Below are 21,231 nucleotides of genomic sequence, written 5' to 3'. Positions count from 1 at the left end.
AATTGTAATTTGCTAAATCATGATGTATCATTTTAAATATACAGTTACATCATTATTTACAAGATAAAATACTTTTTCTCAAATAAAACCTGATGTAATCTGTTCAAATCAACAAATTCAAATATTTTTAGGAGGTTTTTATGAGTAAAGAAAATAAAAATGTAAGAATTGCTGTTGTTCAGGCATCACCAATTATAATGGACCTAGATAAAACTGTTGAAAAAGCATTAGAATTAATTAAAGAAGCTGGTAGAAAAGGGGCAAATATAGTAGTTTTCCCAGAATCGTTTATACCTGCATATCCAAGAGGGCTTTCATTTGGATTTGTTGTTGGAAGTAGAACAATGAAAGGTAGAGAAGATTGGAAAAGATACTATGATAATTCTGTACCAGTACCTAGTGCTACAACAGATTTATTAGGAAAAGCAGCTCAAGAAGCAGGAGTATATCTATCAATGGGAATAACAGAAAGAGATGGCAACGATATAAATTGCACTCTTTATTGTACAAACTTATTTTTCTCACCAGAAGGTAAACTTATTGGTAAACATAGAAAGCTTAAACCTACAGGAACAGAAAGATGCATTTGGGGTGAAGGTGATGGAAGCACTCTTACAGTTGTTGATACTCCATATGGAAAAATGGGTTCATTAATTTGTTGGGAAAACTACATGCCATTAGCCAGAACAGCTCTTTATGCCAAAGGAGTAAAACTATATATAGCTCCTACTGCGGATTCAAGAGAAGAGTGGCAATCAACTGTGAAGCACATTGCTTTAGAAGGAAGATGCTTTGTTATTGGATGTAATCAATATGTTGAAAAAAATATGTACCCGACTGATCTTAACTACTATAGAGAACTTGATGCAGAACCAGAAATTATGTGTCCAGGTGGAAGTTGTATAGTTGACCCTTTTGGAAAATATGTAGCAGGCCCTGTTTTCAATAAAGAAGAAATGTTAATAGCTGATTTAGATTTAGAGCAAATAGTTCTTAGTAGATTAGATTTTGATTCAGAAGGTCACTATTCAAGACCTGATGTATTTGAATTAATTGTTCACGAATAGTTTTTTTATCTAAAACCTTTGCATAAATTTTTTACATAAAAATTAAAATGAGATACTCTTAAATAAAATAATTTTAAAGTATCTCATTTTTTATTTTATGATTTGATATTATAGTTTTACATTAAAACTTATTTAGCTATATATTAAAAATCAATTATATATTCAAAATTAGTTAACCTAACTATAGACCTAACCTTAACTACAAGCCTAAATCAACCACTGTTCTTCCTACATGTTTTCCTTCTATTATTGAATCTATGCTCTTACTCAATTCATTTAATGATACTACAGTTACCATGTCATCTAAGTCTTCTAGCTTCCATTCATTTGATAATAAATCCCATATTTTTAATCTTAAATTCATTGGGCATTCTACAGAATCTATACCATATAAAGTAACACCTTTTAATATAAATGGATATACTGAACTTGTAAAATCAATTCCACCTGCATTACCACATGTTGTAACTGCTCCACAATAATTAGTTGTCTTTATTGCTGTTGATAGAGTATTTCCTCCTACTGTATCTATTACTCCAGCCCATCTTGGTCTAAGTAGAGGTCTACCTGAATTATCATCTACTTCTGATCTATGTATAACATCTTTAACACCTAGCTTTAATAATGTTTCTTTTTGTTCTTCCAATTTTCCTGTTGAAACTACAACTGAATAACCTAACTTAATTAATATTTTAGTTGCAATCACAGCAACTCCTCCAGTACCACCAGTAACTAGTACATCTCCCATATCTTTGTCTACAGTATTTACAAATTTATATACAGATAAAGCTGCTGTAAATCCTGCTGTACCATAATCCATTGCTTCTTTTAGAGAAAGACTATTTGGAAGTTTGACAACCCAATTAGAAGGAACTCTTATATATTCTGAAAAACCTCCTGAGGTATTCATACCTAAATCATAACCTGTTACTAAAACTTCATCTCCAACTTTAAAATCATCACAACTACTAAATTCTACTACACCAGATGCATCTATTCCTGGAGTATGAGGATATTTTCTAGTGACACCCTTATTTCCATTTGCTGAAAGTGCATCCTTGTAATTTAATGAAGAATATCTTACTTTTATTAGAACATCTCCTTCTGGTAGTGCATCTATATCTCTTTCTATTATATTTCTCTTAAAACTTCCCTCTTCTTCTGTAATATATAGTGATTTAAAATTTTTACTCATAAATTTCCTCCCAATACATTTAGTTTTATGTTAAACTAATTATAGTTGAAAAATAGTTTTATGTCAAACTAGTTTTCATCTCAAAGTACTTCAAATAATTTAAAGATTGGAGATTAATTTATGGAAGATAAATACATCATACATTTCATAAGTAAGACAAAAGCTAATATGCTCAAATTTATTGAAAATAAACTTAATAAAAATGGTCTAAATGAACTGTTGCCTACACATGGAAATATACTCACTGCACTTTATGAAAATAATGGTATACTTACAATGAAAGAAATTGCAACTAAAATAGGAAAAGACAAATCTACTGTTACAGTATTAGTTAATAAACTTATAAGCCTAGGATATATAGAAAGGCAAAAGTGTGATAATGATAAACGTATTACATATATAAAACTTACAGATAAAGCAATGCTAATAGAAGATACATTCAACAGTATTTCATCACAAGTTAAAGAAACAGCCTATTTTAACATTACAGAAAAGGAAAAGCAAGAATTCCTTAGAATCTTAAAAAAAATCAATAATAATTTCAAAAATGCCGACTAAATTGAGCATAATTATATCTAGTCTTGGAATAATAAATAAAAAGAATCAAATATTGTAAAAATTTATTGTTAATAGAGAGGTATAATATGAATTTAAAAGACAGTAAAACTAAAGAAAATTTATTGAGAGCTTTTGCAGGTGAAAGTCAAGCTAGAAATAGATATAATATTTCTGCATCTGTAGCAAAAAAAGAAGGATTATATATAATAGAATCTTTATTTAATTATACTGCTGACCAAGAAAAGTCACATGCAAAACAGTTTTTTACTAAATTAAAAGAATTTGCTGGAGAAAATATAAGTATATCAGGAGCATATCCTGTAGATTTATATGATAAGACAGCTCAACATCTTAAAGCTGCACAACATAATGAACTTCAAGAGTGGGACGATGTATATAAAAACTTTGGAAAAACAGCACGTGAAGAAGGTTTTGAAGCTATAGCTAAATTATTTGAAAATATAGCTGAAATAGAGAAAGTTCATGGTGATAGATTTGGTAGATATGCTACTGATTTAGAAGAAGGTACTTTATTTAAAAGAAATGAAGATATCCAATGGATATGTACAAACTGTGGACATATTCATATTGGTAAGGAAGCTCCAAAAGCTTGCCCTGTTTGCCTTCATCCACAAGGATATTTCTTAGACTTTAAAAATTCATTATTTGAATAAGTAAAAATAATCTACTGTATTTAAGAAATTTATTACATTGATACTAACCAATTTTATAAATATTAGATTATTTGAATAATAAAATGAACCATAGAGATTATTATAACTGTACTCTTTCTATAATTTATAATAATTCAATATGGTTCATTTTGTAATTTTTTATTGTAAATTCTTAGAAACTATAATCTATCTATATCTACTTATAATAAGTACTCTACTAACCTACTATGATAACTTAATACTTATATCATTTATTTCTTTCATTAAGTCAATTTCAACAATTTTAACTACATCCTTTTCAAATTTTACTTGTTTATAATCCAAACATCCTATTACAAATGGAACACCAAACTTTCTAAACAAATAAATTCTTCCATTTTCATTGTATATTGATTTAAAATTTTCTTCTATTATATTTACTATTAATTTTAATTCTTCAAATGTTATTGTGGATTTAACTAAAAACTTCTCTATTATACTCAATATAAGCAATTCCTTTTTACCTATACTCTGTTCTTTTTTATACAAATTTTGAAATATTTCTTTTGTATAGTTACATATAGCTTCCTTCTCAAAAATAAAGTCAATATCAAACTCTTTATTGGTATCTTTTTTTGTAAACATATTTGCAATATCATCAAGAGATGTCTCTTCTTTCATAGATAGTATTAACTCTATTCTTTCTAGTATTTTATCTCTTGGAAAAAAAGTCTCTTGACCCGTAAAAGCTGATTTTTTTATAAACCATTCTTCTGGTATTATATTTTTTCTTTTCCATCTATATAGCTGTCCATAAGATATATTAGTTTTGCTTAATAAATCCTTTTTAGATATCAATTCTTCCATAATTTTTCTAGCCCACCTTTGTACTGTTTTTTACACTCGAATTATCTGAAACTAACAACTTGTCACTGTATTCAATATTTACAACATCACAATTGCTTACTAAAGAGATGCTTTTTCCTCGTATATCTTTTATTGAAACATCTTCTAATTCAATAGTATCTCCCTCTATCAAATCACATTTAAACTTGCCTGAAAAAATGTTAATAAATTTAATCCCAAATGTAAAAATATCTTTACTTCTACCTATTTCTATATTAGTTGCTCCTATCTCCTTACAATAAGAGCCTCCTCCTGAATAGATATATATGTTTTCTCCATTTAAAAGACCATCACATTTTATCGCTCCATGAACCTTTATATCTTCACATTCTATATTTTCTTTATTTTTCATTTCACCATAAACTTTTATATCCTGTGCATAAGTACTTTCACTTACAGTTAATTGACCTTTTACTGTAACATTATTACACTTTAAGTTTCCATTAATTTTCTGTTGAGCAGTTATAACCAAGTCATCTATTTCTGCATCTCCATCTATACTAAGTTGCCCATTAACTCTTACACGTTCCGCTTTAAGATTACCTTTTATAGTAGCTTTTCCATTTACTACAAAGTTTTTTATACTAAGGTCTCCATCAAACTTTACATTTCCAAATACCTTTACTTCATTACATTTTATATTTCCTTTTGACCTAGCACTTCCCATAATGTTTATACTTTCATACTCTCCACTATTGATAAATCCTTCTCCAAGTATTGTTATAGATCCATTTTCCATATTATTACCTCATTTTAAATTTTATTTTAAACTTAAGTATTACTTATCTTTATTTAGATTTACTTTTTCATTTACTTTTTCATTTATATTCTTTATTTCAACAACTATTGAGCTTTCATCAATATCTATACTTTCACTGTACTCCAAACTCTCTATATAACATCCTTTCCCTATTTTTATATTTTTACCTCTTACAATTTTAACTTCACTATTTTCTAAGCTGATTTCATCTGCTTCTATAACATTTGCCAACAATCTACTTTCTGTGTATTTTTTAACTGATAGTAGACCTAGATTTCTAAGATTAGAAGATGTTTTTTCAAAATCCTCAGTCTTATTTTCAGCTCTATAGAATTTTTTACAATAATCTCCATGTCCCTTTTTTATATTTACACTACTTGCACCAACTTCGTTTAGATTAGAAGTTCCATGCAAACTTATCTTAAGCTCTTCACAATTTAAAAATCCATTACAATCCAAAATTCCACTTAAGTCAACACTTTCACATTCTATGTTCTCAGTGATTTTTAGACATCCTTCTCCGCTAATAATATCTGACTTTAGGTTTCCTCCAACATTGATAATTCCTCCAGATTTAACTTTACTTGAGTTTATGTCTCCAGTACATTTAAGAAGTCCAAATATTGTCACTTGTGATGCCAATATATTTCCTTCAATTTTACTCAATCCTGCTGTAAAAAATTCATTACATTCTGTTGTTCCAATCACTTTTGCTGAACCTGAAGAATCAAATTTATTACATTTTATATTTCCATCTATTTTTCCTGTACCTGCTATATTAACTTCATCAAAAATTCCACCTTTACATTTTCCCATTCCATTAAAATTTAGTGAACGTAATTCTCCATCCATAATGATTTCCTTTCAATAACTTATTTTATTCTTGAATATAATATAACAAAACATTGTTACGTTGTCAAGCATAATAATCTTGATGAATAAAACAATGCTCCTTCAAAGACAGATAAATAAAAAAATAATAGAGAAGATATTTTATATGAACTATGGATTCTTCTTTCTTAGGTTTCCAATTCAAATAAAGTACTCCTCTATTATTTAACTATATATATATTTTTTTCTTGTAACTATCTAAACTTTATAATATACCCATGAACTTTTATAATCTACATATTGATAAAATTCTCGATTACATCAGCCAATCTATCCATATCTTTTGGATAAACTTCTCCTATACTTCCTATTCTAAATGTATCTATATCAGTCAATTTACCTGGATAAATAACAAATCCATTTTCTTTTAAATAAGTATAGAATTCCATAAATTCAAATTTTGCATTCTTAGGATATAGGAAAGTTGTTATTACAGGTGATTGAGCACCATCATTCACCAATGTATCAAACCCTAGAGATTTTAATCTTGAAGATATTGTAAATTGATTTTCTTTATATCTAGCATATCTTTTTTCTACAGAACCTTCTTCTTCTAACTCTAGTAATGCTTGATAAAAAGCTCTTACAACATGTGTAGGAGAAGTAAATCTCCATTTACCATTATTATTCTCCATAGTTTCCCATTGAGCATATACATCAAGAGATAAAGATTTAGCGATTCCTTTGCATTTAGCTAATTCTTCTCTGTGCGCTATTATAAAACCAAATCCTGGAACTCCTTGTATACATTTATTAGAGCTACTTACTAGAAAATCTATATTAAAGTCTTCAACATCAATTTCAATTCCACCAAAACTACTCATTGCATCAACTATGTAAATTTTATTATATGCTTTTGCAATCTTACCTACATCTTGTATAGGATTTAATCTACCTGTAGTAGTTTCACAATGAACCATTGATATATGTGTAATATCTTTATTTTCTTTCAATAAATTTTCTACTCTATTTAAGTCAACTGCTTCTACATCACTAAATGTACAATCAACGTATTCTATATTTAGATAATTGCATATGTCCTTCATTCTCTTTCCATATGCTCCATTTGCAATTACAAGAAGTTTACCATCCTTTGGAATAGTGCTTCCTATTGTAGCTTCCACTGAGAAAGTACCACTACCTTGCATTAATACACTTGTGTATTTTTCTGTATTTTTTGTAGCCAAAGACACTAATCTTCTTCTAACATCTTGTACCAAATCATTATATTCAACATCCCATGTACACCAATCTTTTAACATAGATGCTCTTACTGACTTAGTAGTAGATAATGGCCCTGGTGTAAGTAATATGTAATCATTTTCTGGTACAAAATCTGACTTAATTGTTTCATTTTCTATTCTTACTAAAACATCTTCTAATTCAGCCATCGTTTCTATAACAAAATGTGCTCCTGCTTCTTTAAATTTCTTTGAAACTGCTTCCATCTTAATTTTTAATTCTTCTTTATTCATATTTTCTACTTCTTCTTGTGTAAGCCCTAATTCACTTGAACCTTTTATTACAGCAACACTCCACATTCCTGCATTTACACCTTCTTTTACATCACTTAACGTATCTCCAACTTTTACCATAGCACTCATTGGAGATACTCCCAAAGCTTCAGCGTTTTTATAACACATCCAAGGATATGGTCTTCCTTGAGATACTTCTGATGGTGTTACAAGGAAATCTGGTGAATATCCCTTTTTAGCTGCATTTGGTTCAACTATATTCATCATTTCTCTTGTATAACCTGTTGTAGAACCTATTTTCAATCCATTTTGTCTTAATTTCTCAATAGTTTCAACAACATGAGGAATTGGAGTTGTATACTCTTCTAGAGTTTCAAATAACATAGGTTCAAATTCAGCATAAAGCTTGTTTACATCTTCCTCTGTTGGAAATCCACCAAAATTATCTGCCCAAATATTTTTTATTCTATCCATTTCGCACATTTCTCTTATATGGTCTATTTTTAATTTTCCCATAGGTTTTCTTGCTTCTTCCATTGTTACATCTATACCTCTTCTTTTAAATATCTCTATAAATACATTAAGAGGTGCAAAACATCCATAATCTACTGTTGTTCCAGCCCAGTCAAATACTACTGCCTTTATTTTTTCTCCATATAACTTTTTCATATTTATAACCTCCATAGATTCTCATTTAGAATTTTTGTGTTTTTAATTGTTTTTACTTTTAAAGTATAACTTTTTCATGTTAATTATACATCATATTTAGGTTAAATATATATTAAATTTATGTTTTTAGTTGTTTTTAATTGATTCTGCTTGTTTTTACTATCTAATATAAAATTACACTAAAACTCTACACAAAATTTGAAATTTATAATCTCCTTTCTAGATTAAATCTATGAATTGGTTAAATTTTATAAATTTATTACTTCTATTTTGCTTCTATCCATGTTATATTTGATTCATTTAATTTATCTTTCCATTCATTTGGAGGTTCTGCATCACAAATAACAAAATCTAATTCATTCAAATCAGCTATCTTGTACATACTGACAATTCCTATCTTAGAACTATCACATAATACAAAACTTTCCTTTGAATTTCTTATATACTCTTTTGACAATAATGCTTTATTTTGGTCTATACTACTAATTCCAAAGCTATCAATTATACCTTCACTAGATATAAATGCTTTATCTACATATAAGTTTTTCATGGCATCTATTGACATTTGACATGCTGTTCTTTGATGTTTTAAATTTACTTTACCACCAATAAATATAACCTCTCCATCAAATACTCCTTGGTTTTCATATGAAATCAACTTTGATAACACAGGATAAGAACTAGTAATAACCTTTAGATTTTTTACAGAAACTATATAATCCACAATTTGTAAATTGGTAGTCCCTTCATCTATTACAATTGATTCATTAGCACTCACAAATTTAGATGCATACTTAGCAATACTTTGTTTCTTTTCTAGATTAGTGCTATTTCTTTTTATGTGCTCTGGTTCAATTACACCATAATTTATTTTTACAGCACCACCATAAACCTTTTTCAACTTGTTTTCACTTTCCAGTTCTTCTAAATACCTTCTTATTGTTTCCGATGATACTTCTAGTTTTTTTACTAATTCTTTAGTATTTATCTTTCCTTTTGCATCTAACAGTTCTAATATTTCTTTTTTTCTATCTATTGAATTTAAAGACATTAAGTTCTCCTCCTAAATATGTATTCTCCTTTTATAAGATTATAATTAACATCTAATCTTATAAATTAATTCTAATATATGACAAAAGATATTTCACTCAATTGAAGATAGTATATCTTACAATAGATATTACTATTAATTTATATAGCATGCAATCTTTCATTCATACTTTAAATTTTTCACTATTTTATATATTTATACAGCTAAGTTATATCTCTTTACAATAAAAAAGTCCATCAAATATCAATATTAGATGGACTTTATAATCTTTCATTATGTAAATCAATAATTAAACGTTTAGTTATTGATTTATTTTCTTGTCTCTAAGAATTTTACTAAATTATTTACAGTAGACATATCTTTTCTTTCTAAATCAGTTGGTTGAAGTTCTATTCCAAGTCTATTTTCAATCTCAAGTAAAACTTCAATTATAGCTAATGAGTCTAAAAGCTCTGTTTCAAATAAGTTAAGGTCTAAATCATCTCTTATCTCATCAGTTCCTAATACATCTTCAAATATTTCTATAACTGTTTCCTGCATAAATTTGCCTCCTTAAAATTAAGCTAAATATCCTGAGAATATCAATAATCCAAAACATACAATATGGAATGTAATGAAAATTTGAACTCTCTCAAACCATTTTTCTTTTTTATGTTTTTTATAAAATTTAGATTTTCTCTGATATATATCAGTCAAGACAAGTGCTAAACCTTGATACACACCATAAGCAATGTAAAACCACGTTAGCCCATGCCAAAATCCCATTGTTATCATTGTTATCATCTGAGCTACATGAGCAGCAGTAGTTCTCTTCTTAAACCTTTTCTTTCTCATTGAAGACATAACAAATCTTGAAAAAATATAATCTCCAAACCATCTTGAAAGACTTATATGCCATCTTGTCCAAAACTCTTTCATATCTTTACTTATAAATGGTTTATCAAAGTTTATAGGTACTTGTATTCCAAATATATATCCTGTCCCTATAGCAAATAAACTGTATCCTGCAAAATCAAAGAACAGGTATAAACTATATGCGTACATGTAACTTAAAACATTTATAAACCTCATATCTTTAGGTATTATTGACACCCAATATGTATTTATCAAAAATGCTATAACAAATTTATAACCTACTCCCATAACAATGTTTTTTATTCCAGGCAGTAAGTATTCTTCTACATACTCTTTTCTAGGTATTTTCTTCTCTAAATCCTGTTCAAATCGTCTTGACCTGTCAATAGGTCCAGAACTCAGTGTTGGAAAAAATAACATAAAATAAAGCATATTTGAAATCTTAACCTCTTTTATAGCACCATCATAAATTTCAATAACCATTTGTATAGCTCTGAAATTTAAGTATGATATTCCAATAAATCCAATCAATCCAAAAGAGGCAACTGGAGATATTTTATTAATTATTATTGGAAGCATTGATGCAAACAAAAATCCCCAATATATATATTTGTTTTTAGTTTTTCTTCTTACATATTCGTATCCTTTGACTATTATTACTTCTAAAATGATAAATATCAACAAGTATTTAAACTGAACATCTATTCCTACAATCAAAAATATCATAAACAAACTTGCCAACATACCATAATACTTTATATTTTTACCCATTAAGCCCAAAATCACTGCTGGTATTGATGTTAATAATAATATGTAAAGATAAAAATAATCTCCATACTGTGAAAAAATCATTAAATTTCCTCCATAAGTTTCTTTCTGTCTATTTTACCATTGATATTTGTTGGAAACTCGGAAATTATTGCAATATTTCTTGGAATCATATACGAAGGTATATACTTTCCTAGTTCCTTTTTTATCATCATCCCATTTTTGATATTACCTAAATCATTCTTCTCATTTAACTCAACAATACCTTTTAAATAAGCAATTTTTTCATCCTTATATATTGGTAAAACTACTGCGTTTTTTACATTATGAACTTTTCTCAAATTATTTTCTATATCTTCTATTTCAATCCTAAATCCATTTAACTTAATTTGAAAGTCTTTTCTTCCACAATAGTATATATTTCCATCTAAGAGATATCCCATATCACCAGTTTTATAAGCTCTCCACTTTACACCATCTATTTCATCATAGAAAAATACTTCATCAGTCTTCTCTTTATTATTGAAATAACCTTTTGAAACTGATGGTCCAATTATTATAATCTCACCTTTTTCATTTTCTTTCAGTTCATTTCCATTTTCATCAAGTATTTTTATTTTACAATTTCGCATAGGATATCCAACTGGAAGACTCTTTTCATCATCTATAGCTTCTTGAGTCATATCATTTACACTTACACCAACAGTGGCTTCAGTTGGTCCATACCCATTGATAACTCTTGTATTTGGAAATCTATTCATAAGCTCTTTAGTAAGATTTTTTGAAAGTGCTTCTCCTATAAATATCATTGATTCAAGTTTAGGAAGCATCTTACTATTAAACTCTTTCTCTGTTACACATACACCTGCAAAAGAAGGTGTTGATACCCATACTGCAATATTAGACTGTCCAAATTGTTTGAATAACTCCTTATAATCTGCTAGCACATCTTTTGAGATTGAAAATAATGTAGCTCCATGAACAAGACCAGGGTATATTGTTGTCACTGAAAGGTCAAAAGAATATGCTGCTTGATTCATTATTACTTTTTCACTTCCATCTATATTTAAATATGGGCTTATCCAGTCTACAAAACTATCTAAGTTATTTGAACTTATCTGAACTCCTTTTGGCTTTCCTGTACTACCTGATGTAAATAGTATATATGCATTTTCATTATCTTTTACCCAGTTTTCTTTATCTAGTGACTTTCCTTTATATTCGCTTATTACATCATTTAATTTATCCCTATCAATTACATTGATATCGCCGAAATCTTTTTCATCACTAAAGTTAAATAACACCTTTGGTTTTACTTCCTTAGTAACTTCAAAAACTCTATCTAATGGAAAGCTAATATCAAGAGGAACATACGCTCTACCTGATTTTAAAGCTCCTATCATACACGCCATTATCATATTATCTTTATTACCATAGATTACTATAGGAGTATCTTCTTCTTTGTATACATTTTTTAAAAATACTGATATAGCATCTGAACACTCATTTAAATCTTTATAAGAAAGTTTATCTCCATTACATGACAATGCTATTCTATCTGTATTTGAATATTTTTTTATTCCTTCAATAATTTTCATATAAAAATTCTCCTTTAAAATCCATTATAAATAAATGGCAACTCTTTAAATGGTGTAAATGTTAAAACACCTATTGCCAATATTATAATCATAGTTAAACAAATACTAGTTACTAGTTCTTTATTGCTCTTTAAATATTTTAAATAATCTCTCACAGACATCTACCCATCCTTTCGTTCCAAGATGCATTACATCTCTTAAATAATATTTATCTGACCCTTTATCTTTAAGATTCATAACTTCAAAACCTTTACTTTCTGCTATGTTCTGTGCCTTATCATAAAACTGATTTCTTTCTTTCTCAGAGATACCAGTTAAATCATAAAATTTGCCCATACTTGGGATTAATACAACAACTGGTTTAATATCTAAGTCCTTACATACATTTAATAAAAGATTATAACTTTCAAATTCCTTTGATGTTACCAAGTTTATACCCTTATCTCTTCCTCTATACTGTTCTAAACCATCTTTAAAATGTTCATTGTAATAATACTTGTCAATGTTTAGAGGATTGTTACCTACTCTCTTTTTAGCATCTTCAATAGCTTTCTTTTTCTCATGTGACCAATTTACAGGTTTTCTTCTTCCTTCTTTTTTGTGTTTATCTAGCCTAATTAATTTCTTATAAAGTATTCCTTTTTCTTTAAGCTCTATACAGTATTTTCTTCCTTGAAAATAAGGCTCTAACAACGCCTTCTCAGCTTTTTCATACACTGTCTTAGGCTCATATAGTTTGGCATACAATGCTTCTGCCTTATATTCCTCACTACCCCATAAAAGCTTACTTGATTTTTTTACATATTCAATCTTATTTTGTTTAGATATCTTCGGATTATCTAAAAAACGATAAAATTGTATTGGTGAAAACCTAGACTGGTAATGATGACTTGTGACTCCATCTTTTTCCATAAACCATTGCATAGAAATTAACAAGACAACCTTCTTATTGTCAATATTAGGATTCATACTTCCTAACACTGCAGCATCTTGTAATGTCTGAGTATAAGCTCTACCAATTGCAAATACCTTATTTTTACTCCTATCTGTATTAAAATAGTACTTTGGATGTTGTTTTGTTGAATTACTAAGTTCTGATGACCCCAAAATCATAATATCTTTTTCTCTTAAAAAATGATTATTTGCTGTAACACCTTTATCCTTTATATCACTTAAAGTATCATCCATAATTGGAAGTAGATTTTTCTCCCTCAAAAGTTCATCAGTTTTAGAATCAAGAAATTTGTCTAACCCAAATAAAAATACTACGCCTATTATAAATGGTGTAATAAAGTATATCAATTTTCTCATATTTTCTCTCCTCTAAAAATATTCAAATTTATGTTATTATTAATCATATTAGTTTTAATGTATATATTCAACTACAAAATTGTAATAAAATCTCCAAAACTTTTTTTTATTCTGTTACAAATTTGTAAAAAAAAAGAAGAAAATCACTGAAAAAGGAATCTTTTTTAGTGATTTTCTTCTTTTTATAATCTGACATTTTAATACCTAATTGTGTATACAATTTAACTTATTTTAAAATTAAATTTATTCAAAAGTATATCTTAACCCCCATTGCTTTCTTATTTCATCCATTAAATTCATGACATCTATAGATGATTCTAAAGTATTGGCTTTTATTTTATTTGATATACAATTGTTAACATATTCAATTTCATATTTTAAAGCTTTTTCTGTGTCACCATATTCTAGAGTTTCAACTCTTCCACCATTTGTATAAGTTATTGTAGCCTTCGATGCTCTTGGAAAATTTTCTACAGTTATAAACCCTAATTCACATGCAACAATACCTCTCTTAGGCATCTTAGCTCTCATAGTCAATGATATTACAGCCATCTCATCATTAGAATTTTTTAAAATTATTCCAGATTGTTCATCGACACCTGTTTCAAAATTCTTAACAGTTGTTAAAATTTCATTTGGTTGTGTTGACATAAAGTATCTAGTAAAGGAAAGTGCATATGTACCAATATCAAGCAATGCCCCACCAGCTAAATCTTGACTAAAAAATCTATTATTAATATCATAATCCTTACAACTTCCAAAGGATACTTGTATCATTTTAATTTTTCCCAAACTTCCAGACTCTACTAACTCCTTTAATTTTTTATATAAAGGCATATAATAAATAGTCATTGCCTCTGCTACTATTAAGTTTTTTTCAATAGCTAAAGTTATAATATCACTTAGTTGACTTCCATTTACTGTTATAGCTTTTTCACACAGCACATGTTTACCACTTTCTAGACTTTTCATTATATATTCATAGTGGTTACAATGTGGAGTAGATATATACACTACATCTATATTCTTATTCTCTAGCATCTTATCATAATCACCATACACATTTTCTATACCAAACTTATTTGCAAAGATTTTTGCTCTTTCAAGACTTCTCGAAGCAACAGCATACACTTTACAATCCACCTCGCTCATAGCTTGTGCAAATTCTGATGCAATAGTTCCAGGACCCAATATAGCCCAATTTATATTCTCCATACTTACCACCTCATATCTTATAGATTATTGTATATTTTTAAATGAGTTACATACTATCAGCTGGATAGACAATCTTTCCTTGTCTTCGTATCTCATCCATAATTCCCATTACTATCTTTGAATTTTCATGTGAGTTTATATCAGACTCTATTTTATTATTATTTATAAGAGTTATAAACTCAATAAGTTCATGATATATTCCTTCTATTTCCCTAGGTTTATCTTCTTCTTTTTCCTTTAAAACAGATATATCTTCTTCAGTTCCATCTTTATATCTAATAACTACCTTTTCAAACAAATTAAGTTTTTCAATTATTATACTTCCCTTTTCTCCTTGTATCTCAGATGGTATGTAAGAATCAGCTATTTTAGAGTACTCAACTACTGCATCCATATCGTCATATTGGAATATAGCTAAACCTTCTCCATCTACTCCAGTTTTAAGTATATGAGAAAATGATTTCACACAATTTGGAACTCCAAATAGATTTACCATAGGGTGTATGCAGTACACTCCAATATCCATCAATGAACCATTTGACAATTCTTTTTTAAATGCATTTTCTATAATTCCATTTTTATATTTATCATATCTTGAAGAATACTGACAATAGCTTCCAAAGAATCTTCTTATTTTACCTATCTTATGTAAATTTGCTTTAACTGCTTTAAAATTTGGAACACATGTAATTCTCATAGCTTCCATAAGCAATACATTATTGTCCCTTGCAACCTTTATCATTAATTTTACTTCTTCTAAGTTAGATGCTAATGATTTTTCACACAACACATGTTTTTTGTGTTTTAAACAGGTAATAGCTTGTTTTGAATGCATTGCGTTTGGAGAAGCTATGTATATAGCATCTATATCATCTGATTTGGCCATTGTCTCTAAATCGTCAAAAAACAGACTTGCTCCATGTATCTTTCCAAATTCCTTAGCTTTGTCTAAATCTCTTGAATATACAGCAACTAGTTCAAACTCTTCAATCCTAGATGCAGCTCTTAAAAATAGTTTTGCTATATTACTTGTACCAATAATACAAAATCTTATTTTACTCATTATTCAATCCCCCTTATCTTTACAATTTATTTTAATTAAGTAATATCTTATAATAAATAATACTCTATATAAACTTTTGAAACTTATTAGAATGTTAACTTTATCAAATAAAAAAGAAAGCTAACTTTAAATGATTTCACCATTTTAGCATAGCTTTCTTTTAACTACAATCTAAACTTATATTATACTTTTAAAGTTATATTATATCTCTATTTCCTCTCAAGAATTTTATAGTAAAAACTTCATCAACAAACAGTGCTATCAACAACACAGTTGCTATAATTGGCCAATAAGGCATTATTATACTATACAAATTATCAACTACATACACTTGAAGATACCTTACTCCAATAAAAGTCAATATAGTCCAATACATAGAAAATTTTAAACATACTATCCCTCTATTATTGTACTTATAGTCTGAATAATCCCAATAGACCTTATTAAAATACACCTTCATAATTATACCTGTGATATACTCTACTGTTGTTGGCACTACTAAACATAGTAAAAGCAATGCAAATATATTATTTGGGTCAATAAACCTTGAGACCTCTATTATAATAGACATTGCAATTGCATACATTGGTTTAAATGGACCATTTAAAAATCCATCCTCTTGAAAATGACCTTGAGTAAAATAACTATATAAATTTTCAATTATCCAACCTATAAAACCATATAAGAAAAAATTAAATAAAAAATATAATAGAGAACCTACACTATCCATGAATATTCCTCCTAATTGTTTATAATTATTTTTTCTCATATTCATGGATTTATTCTAAATCAAAGAAATTAAATTTGAATTCTTTGATTTAATATTTCATACTATAGGTTACAACATTCTTTAGAATCTAAACTTTCTAGATACTCTCTAACTTCCAATAAATTTTCAAGTATCTTATGTGATTGTGCTTTAATTTGTTCATCTGGCTCTTTTAAATCAGGTACGTTTATACATTTTATACCACCATTATAAGCAGCTTCTACTCCCATAGGGGAATCCTCTATAACTATGCAATTTTCTGGATTAACATTTATTTTTTTAGCTGCTTTTAGGAATATTTCTGGATTTGGCTTAGAATTTACAACATCATCTCCACAAACTATAGCATCAAAGTATTCTTTTAAGTCTGCTTTCGCCAATCTTTTAACTGCTCTTTCTCTTTTTGTAGATGTTGCAACTGCCATTTTATATCCATTTTTCTTTAAAAAAGATATTAATTCATTAACTCCTAATTTGATAGGTGCTCCTTCTCTATCCATAAATTCAATCATATTTTTAGTTTTCTCATCATACAAATCTATTATTGGCACAGAACTATCGTATATCTTAGTAAGACCTTCTATTATCCCTTTACGATTTCTTCCCATAACAGATGTATATATTTCTTTAGTCATAGTATATCCATACTTTTCAAATGTCTCTATCCAAAATTCAAGAGAGATTCTCTCTGAATCAAATAAAACTCCATCCATATCAAAAATAATTCCTTCTACTTTTTGCATACAATTCCTCCAATGTTTTTGATATAATTATATTACACTTTTTATGATTAATTTTACAACCCTCATTTTATCCAATTCTAATATGGTAAAATTGTAATTTTCAAAAGTTACACTTTGATTTACTTTAATGTTTGAACCAAGCATATAAGATATCCAACCTCCTATACTATCAAATCCATCATGCTCTATATCAAGACCAAAATACTTATTAATATCATTGATTGATTCAGTTCCATCAACCAAGTAAGAACTTGTTCCTATTTTCTTAATATGGGTTTCTTCTTTATCAAATTCATCTTGAATTTCTCCAACTATTTCTTCCAGTATATCTTCAATTGTTACTACACCAGATGTACCACCATATTCATCTACTACTATAGCAAGTTGGAGTTTTTCTTTTCTTAATTTCTCAAGAGCCTTATCTATAGTCCAATTTTCTGATATATATATAATATCTCTAAGTATTTCTCCTAGTTCAATTTTATTTCTATTTATTTTTTGATTATACAAATCTCTTATATGTACAAATCCTAATATATCATCTTTATTTTTCTTACATACTGGATACCTAGTAACACCTTCATCCCTCAAAATAGATAATATCTTTTCCTCTGAGTCACTTTCATATATACAGACCATATCAGTTCTAGGTACCATTATCTCTCTAATTTTCTTTTCTTCAAATTCAAAAATATTGTCAACTAATCTCTGCTCTGATTCATCTATAAGCCCACTTTTATAACTTTCTTCCACTAATAATCTTATTTCATCACCTGTATGTGGTTCATCAACTTCATCAGCTTGTGAATACCCAAATGGTTTAAGAAATAAATCAGTACTTAGATTGAAAAAGTATATTATTGGGTATGTCAATTTATAAAATCCAATCAACAAAAAAGATGTCTTTAGCATTATTCTCTCTGTATTATAAAGTGCTAAGGCTTTAGGTACAAGCTCCCCTATTACAACTTCTACCATTGTTATAATTAAAAATGAAATAGAAATTGATATTGTATATATAACACTTTCACTGAGATTAAATATACTTATTATTGGCAATATTAACCCTTTAACTGTAGATTCTCCCATCCACCCTAGTGCAAGCGAACAAAGTGTTATTCCAAGTTGACATGCAGAAAGATAGGAATTTAGATTATCTTTTATTATTTTGCACCTTTTTGCATTATTATTACCTTCAGCTATCATAGTATCTATCCTAGAACTACGAAGTTTTACCATAGCGAACTCACAAGCTACAAAAAATGCATTTATTAAAACAAGTACTATTATAAGTGTTACATTTAATAACTCCCGCATAAAATATTGGCCCTTATAATCTTATTAACACAAGAAATTTATAAGAACTCAAAGTTCCCCCCTTATATTTATAAAATTTAATTTATAATATATATTCTATCATATTTATTAATATATCTTATTTTATTACAAATAATTTTAAATACAAAATTACCCCTCTTAATATTTATGATGGGTTGTCTCATATATTAAGAGGGGTTAATTAAATTTTACGTATGGGCAATATAAATTTTAATGGTCTTTTACAGGACTTTTTTCAGCTTCACTTATTATTCCTAATTCTTCTTTTTCAATATTCCACTTTTCAAGACCATATTTAGATATTTTGACAGCTTCAGCTAGACCTCTGCCAAGTCTTTTTATAGTATTCATACCTACTTCATCATCTTTTGCACCTTGTTCCTTTGCATCTTTACTCCAAATACTGGCACCAGTATATCCTCCAATAAGGCCTCCTGTTACCAATACCTCATGCATTAAAAAGAAATTTATTATTGGTAATCTAGCCATTTCTTGTCCACCATATCTAGTCCCACCAGTAGTTATAGCAGCTCCTACTTTATTTTGCAAATTACATCCATGTACTAAATACATATGTCTTAATCTATTTAATACAGCAGTCAGTTGAGCAGTTATTCCCATATCATAGACAGGAGAACCTATTATAAATCCATCTGCTTCTAATAATTTTTTCTCTAGTTCGCCCATATCATCTTGTATAGTACATTTTTCTGCTTTTCTCATACAAGCATCACAATGTATACATGGACCTATGTTTTTTCCTCTTACAGTCCAAAAGTCAGTTTCTATACCTGGTATTTCTTTAGCTTCCTCTAAAGCTTGTAGTATTGCATATTCAGTTGCTCCTTTTCTTGGACTTCCACATATTCCTAGTATCTTAGCCATAACTATACCTCCCACAAATTTTAATTTAAGCCTTTATTTTTATATCATTAGACTTATTCGATTTTATTGATAATATATATTTAATTATCATCGCTACAATAAATACTGATACTATACAAGAATTTCCAACTAAAGTTCTAATAATCTCTGGAAACTTTTCTAAAGTCTGAGGAACTGAAGTTATACCTATACTTAAGGTAATTGAAACTCCTGCTATAAGATTGTTATCTGATGTAAATCCACATTGACTTATCATATCATAACCAGCCATAGCAATTGATGAAAATACGATTAAAGTGACCCCTCCTATTATGCATGAAGGTATAGTCGTTATTATTGCTCCCAATAATGGTGAAAATCCAACTAAAATTAATACCACTCCTGTAATCGATAATACAAATCTACTAGTAACTTTATTTATAGCTACGATTGCAGCATTTTGACCAAATACACCTGTTGGTATTGAACTAAATACAGATGCAATTATAGATGTCAATGCATTTCCCATTGTAGCAGATTCTAACTCTTTATCTGTAACCTCTCTGTTCATAGCTCCCATTGTAGCAATTGTTGCTGCTCCCATCATATCTGCTATAGCTACCATAAATAAAATGGCAAACATTAATATTAAATCAAGTCTAAACTCTAGACCAAATGCCAATGGCTTTGGGAAAGAAAATATTGGTGTCCCTTGAATTGCAGAAAAATCAACTAATCCAAATGCAAGTGACACTAAATAACCAAATATTATACCTATTAAAATTGCAGCATCTTGGACCAAACCCTTGCCAAATTTCATAAGCAAAATTATAGCTACAACAACTATAAGCCCTATTGCAAAATTTATAGGTTCTCCAAATGTAGCTGAACCTTCTCCACCAGCTAAATTTTTTACAGCAGTTGGAAATAGACTAATCCCCATACAAGCAATCATTGTACCTGCTATAATTGGAGTAAATAAATGTCTTATCTTCTTAATTCCAAAGGCTATAAAAAACACTACTATTGCCCCTCCAATTTGAGCTCCGAAAAGAGCTTTAAGCCCGTATTTGCCAGCTACTGAAAGACACGCTCCTAAAAACACATAATTTGTTCCCATTATTACAGGAAGCTTTGAACCCAGCCTATGCCCTTTAAATAGTGGTATTGAGTACAATTGTAGTAAGGTTGCTATTCCAGCGACCAACATAGCTCCTTGCATAAGCATAGTTGACATCTGTTTATCAAGCCCTACTATATTCGATATAAGCATAGCTGGAACCATATTACCAGCTATCATTGAAACAAAATGCTGTAATCCTAAAGGTAAAGCTTCCTTTAAAGGCGGTTTTCCCTCTAGATGAAATTTTGATGTATCGTGCTCTTTCATAAAATAAATCCTCCCATAAATTTTATTTTTCTTTACGACCATGAATTTATTAACAATTAATTTTGAGCTATACACATCTTAATCTAGTTAAT

Annotated in this window: 20 protein-coding genes; 3 read left to right on the top strand and 17 right to left on the bottom strand. The window is 28.5% G+C overall.

Annotated elements, in window-relative coordinates; genetic code table 11:
- Positions 1 to 140 precede the first annotated feature (140 nt).
- Positions 141 to 1,067, top strand: coding sequence for a carbon-nitrogen hydrolase family protein (locus tag KGF50_RS07445; protein ID WP_227847475.1), 927 nt, complete (start codon positions 141 to 143; stop codon positions 1,065 to 1,067).
- A 199-nt stretch (positions 1,068 to 1,266) separates the two neighbouring features.
- Here KGF50_RS07445 and KGF50_RS07440 read toward each other — a convergent pair whose 3' ends face one another.
- Positions 1,267 to 2,262 carry a YhdH/YhfP family quinone oxidoreductase gene (locus KGF50_RS07440; RefSeq protein WP_227847474.1) on the bottom strand — a complete coding sequence of 332 codons (996 nt, stop codon included), beginning with the start codon at positions 2,260 to 2,262 and terminating at the stop codon, positions 1,267 to 1,269.
- 120 nt (positions 2,263 to 2,382) lie between these two features.
- On the opposite strand from KGF50_RS07440, the gene KGF50_RS07435 reads away from it, so the two are divergent.
- Both KGF50_RS07435 and rbr read left to right on the top strand, forming a co-directional pair.
- Positions 2,383 to 2,820 carry a MarR family transcriptional regulator gene (locus KGF50_RS07435; protein WP_227847473.1) on the top strand — a complete coding sequence of 146 codons (438 nt, stop codon included), beginning with the start codon at positions 2,383 to 2,385 and terminating at the stop codon, positions 2,818 to 2,820.
- An 86-nt stretch (positions 2,821 to 2,906) separates the two neighbouring features.
- Positions 2,907 to 3,494, top strand: coding sequence for a rubrerythrin (gene rbr / locus KGF50_RS07430; RefSeq protein ID WP_227847472.1), 588 nt, complete (start codon positions 2,907 to 2,909; stop codon positions 3,492 to 3,494).
- 225 nt (positions 3,495 to 3,719) lie between these two features.
- On the opposite strand, the gene KGF50_RS07425 is transcribed toward rbr, so the two are convergent.
- The 16 genes from KGF50_RS07425 to KGF50_RS07350 all read right to left on the bottom strand — a co-directional run bounded on the left by KGF50_RS07425 (position 3,720) and on the right by KGF50_RS07350 (position 21,139).
- Positions 3,720 to 4,340: a YhbD family protein gene (locus KGF50_RS07425; RefSeq protein WP_227847471.1), complete on the bottom strand. Its 621-nt coding sequence runs from the start codon at positions 4,338 to 4,340 to the stop codon at positions 3,720 to 3,722.
- A 7-nt stretch (positions 4,341 to 4,347) separates the two neighbouring features.
- Positions 4,348 to 5,118, bottom strand: a complete 771-nt coding sequence (locus KGF50_RS07420) for a polymer-forming cytoskeletal protein (protein WP_227847470.1) — start codon at positions 5,116 to 5,118, stop codon at positions 4,348 to 4,350.
- 39 nt (positions 5,119 to 5,157) lie between these two features.
- Complete coding sequence (locus tag KGF50_RS07415; protein WP_227847469.1) at positions 5,158 to 5,991, bottom strand: hypothetical protein; 834 nt, start codon at positions 5,989 to 5,991, stop codon at positions 5,158 to 5,160.
- A gap of 272 nt (positions 5,992 to 6,263) precedes the next feature.
- Complete coding sequence (phnW, locus tag KGF50_RS22535) at positions 6,264 to 8,174, bottom strand: 2-aminoethylphosphonate--pyruvate transaminase (protein ID WP_227847468.1); 1,911 nt, start codon at positions 8,172 to 8,174, stop codon at positions 6,264 to 6,266.
- A 265-nt stretch (positions 8,175 to 8,439) separates the two neighbouring features.
- Positions 8,440 to 9,225 carry a DeoR/GlpR family DNA-binding transcription regulator gene (locus KGF50_RS07405; RefSeq protein WP_227847467.1) on the bottom strand — a complete coding sequence of 262 codons (786 nt, stop codon included), beginning with the start codon at positions 9,223 to 9,225 and terminating at the stop codon, positions 8,440 to 8,442.
- Positions 9,226 to 9,534: 309 nt separating this feature from the next.
- Positions 9,535 to 9,765, bottom strand: coding sequence for a D-alanine--poly(phosphoribitol) ligase subunit DltC (dltC, locus tag KGF50_RS07400; RefSeq protein ID WP_227434367.1), 231 nt, complete (start codon positions 9,763 to 9,765; stop codon positions 9,535 to 9,537).
- An 18-nt stretch (positions 9,766 to 9,783) separates the two neighbouring features.
- Positions 9,784 to 10,932: a D-alanyl-lipoteichoic acid biosynthesis protein DltB gene (gene dltB / locus KGF50_RS07395; protein ID WP_227847466.1), complete on the bottom strand. Its 1,149-nt coding sequence runs from the start codon at positions 10,930 to 10,932 to the stop codon at positions 9,784 to 9,786.
- A complete protein-coding gene (gene dltA / locus KGF50_RS07390; RefSeq protein ID WP_227847465.1) occupies positions 10,932 to 12,446 on the bottom strand; it encodes a D-alanine--poly(phosphoribitol) ligase in 1,515 nt (504 codons plus the stop codon). Before dltA ends, dltB begins: the two co-directional genes overlap by 1 nt.
- Positions 12,447 to 12,566: 120 nt before the next feature.
- Positions 12,567 to 13,757 (bottom strand): D-alanyl-lipoteichoic acid biosynthesis protein DltD, encoded by a 1,191-nt coding sequence (dltD, locus tag KGF50_RS07385; protein WP_227847464.1) that lies wholly within the window; start codon positions 13,755 to 13,757, stop codon positions 12,567 to 12,569.
- A 243-nt stretch (positions 13,758 to 14,000) separates the two neighbouring features.
- On the bottom strand, positions 14,001 to 14,972 hold the full coding sequence (locus KGF50_RS07380) for a Gfo/Idh/MocA family protein (RefSeq protein ID WP_227847463.1): 972 nt from the start codon (positions 14,970 to 14,972) through the stop codon (positions 14,001 to 14,003).
- 46 nt (positions 14,973 to 15,018) lie between these two features.
- A complete protein-coding gene (locus KGF50_RS07375) occupies positions 15,019 to 16,035 on the bottom strand; it encodes a Gfo/Idh/MocA family protein (protein WP_227847462.1) in 1,017 nt (338 codons plus the stop codon).
- 196 nt (positions 16,036 to 16,231) lie between these two features.
- A complete protein-coding gene (locus KGF50_RS07370) occupies positions 16,232 to 16,765 on the bottom strand; it encodes a putative ABC transporter permease (RefSeq protein WP_227847461.1) in 534 nt (177 codons plus the stop codon).
- A gap of 101 nt (positions 16,766 to 16,866) precedes the next feature.
- Positions 16,867 to 17,547: an HAD family hydrolase gene (locus KGF50_RS07365; protein ID WP_227847460.1), complete on the bottom strand. Its 681-nt coding sequence runs from the start codon at positions 17,545 to 17,547 to the stop codon at positions 16,867 to 16,869.
- A 27-nt stretch (positions 17,548 to 17,574) separates the two neighbouring features.
- Complete coding sequence (locus KGF50_RS07360; protein WP_227847459.1) at positions 17,575 to 18,864, bottom strand: hemolysin family protein; 1,290 nt, start codon at positions 18,862 to 18,864, stop codon at positions 17,575 to 17,577.
- Positions 18,865 to 19,095: 231 nt separating this feature from the next.
- Complete coding sequence (locus KGF50_RS07355) at positions 19,096 to 19,770, bottom strand: flavodoxin family protein (RefSeq protein ID WP_227847458.1); 675 nt, start codon at positions 19,768 to 19,770, stop codon at positions 19,096 to 19,098.
- A gap of 25 nt (positions 19,771 to 19,795) precedes the next feature.
- A complete protein-coding gene (locus KGF50_RS07350) occupies positions 19,796 to 21,139 on the bottom strand; it encodes a solute carrier family 23 protein (RefSeq protein WP_227847457.1) in 1,344 nt (447 codons plus the stop codon).
- Between the last annotated feature and the right edge of the window lie 92 nt (positions 21,140 to 21,231).

Source organism: Clostridioides sp. ZZV15-6598, assembly GCF_020657705.1.
Taxonomy (GTDB): Bacteria; Bacillota; Clostridia; order Peptostreptococcales; family Peptostreptococcaceae; genus Clostridioides; species Clostridioides difficile_F.
Note: the sequence above shows the minus strand (reverse complement) of the source record. Positions and strands in the feature narration are given on the sequence as shown.

Excerpts from the sequence above, each read along its gene's own strand:
- dltC (WP_227434367.1), bottom strand. The coding sequence starts at position 9,765 with ATGCAGGAAACAGTTATAGAAATATTTGAAGATGTATTAGGAACTGAT.
- KGF50_RS07415 (WP_227847469.1), bottom strand. The coding sequence starts at position 5,991 with ATGGATGGAGAATTACGTTCACTAAATTTTAATGGAATGGGAAAATGT.
- phnW (WP_227847468.1), bottom strand. The coding sequence starts at position 8,174 with ATGAAAAAGTTATATGGAGAAAAAATAAAGGCAGTAGTATTTGACTGG.
- dltA (WP_227847465.1), bottom strand. The coding sequence starts at position 12,446 with ATGAAAATTATTGAAGGAATAAAAAAATATTCAAATACAGATAGAATA.
- KGF50_RS07445 (WP_227847475.1), top strand. The coding sequence starts at position 141 with ATGAGTAAAGAAAATAAAAATGTAAGAATTGCTGTTGTTCAGGCATCA.
- KGF50_RS07425 (WP_227847471.1), bottom strand. The coding sequence starts at position 4,340 with ATGGAAGAATTGATATCTAAAAAGGATTTATTAAGCAAAACTAATATA.
- KGF50_RS07370 (WP_227847461.1), bottom strand. The coding sequence starts at position 16,765 with ATGGATAGTGTAGGTTCTCTATTATATTTTTTATTTAATTTTTTCTTA.
- KGF50_RS07380 (WP_227847463.1), bottom strand. The coding sequence starts at position 14,972 with ATGGAGAATATAAATTGGGCTATATTGGGTCCTGGAACTATTGCATCA.
- dltB (WP_227847466.1), bottom strand. The coding sequence starts at position 10,932 with ATGATTTTTTCACAGTATGGAGATTATTTTTATCTTTACATATTATTA.
- KGF50_RS07435 (WP_227847473.1), top strand. The coding sequence starts at position 2,383 with ATGGAAGATAAATACATCATACATTTCATAAGTAAGACAAAAGCTAAT.
- KGF50_RS07365 (WP_227847460.1), bottom strand. The coding sequence starts at position 17,547 with ATGCAAAAAGTAGAAGGAATTATTTTTGATATGGATGGAGTTTTATTT.
- dltD (WP_227847464.1), bottom strand. The coding sequence starts at position 13,757 with ATGAGAAAATTGATATACTTTATTACACCATTTATAATAGGCGTAGTA.
- KGF50_RS07360 (WP_227847459.1), bottom strand. The coding sequence starts at position 18,864 with ATGCGGGAGTTATTAAATGTAACACTTATAATAGTACTTGTTTTAATA.
- KGF50_RS07420 (WP_227847470.1), bottom strand. The coding sequence starts at position 5,118 with ATGGAAAATGGATCTATAACAATACTTGGAGAAGGATTTATCAATAGT.
- KGF50_RS07405 (WP_227847467.1), bottom strand. The coding sequence starts at position 9,225 with ATGTCTTTAAATTCAATAGATAGAAAAAAAGAAATATTAGAACTGTTA.
- rbr (WP_227847472.1), top strand. The coding sequence starts at position 2,907 with ATGAATTTAAAAGACAGTAAAACTAAAGAAAATTTATTGAGAGCTTTT.
- KGF50_RS07355 (WP_227847458.1), bottom strand. The coding sequence starts at position 19,770 with ATGGCTAAGATACTAGGAATATGTGGAAGTCCAAGAAAAGGAGCAACT.
- KGF50_RS07375 (WP_227847462.1), bottom strand. The coding sequence starts at position 16,035 with ATGAGTAAAATAAGATTTTGTATTATTGGTACAAGTAATATAGCAAAA.
- KGF50_RS07440 (WP_227847474.1), bottom strand. The coding sequence starts at position 2,262 with ATGAGTAAAAATTTTAAATCACTATATATTACAGAAGAAGAGGGAAGT.
- KGF50_RS07350 (WP_227847457.1), bottom strand. The coding sequence starts at position 21,139 with ATGAAAGAGCACGATACATCAAAATTTCATCTAGAGGGAAAACCGCCT.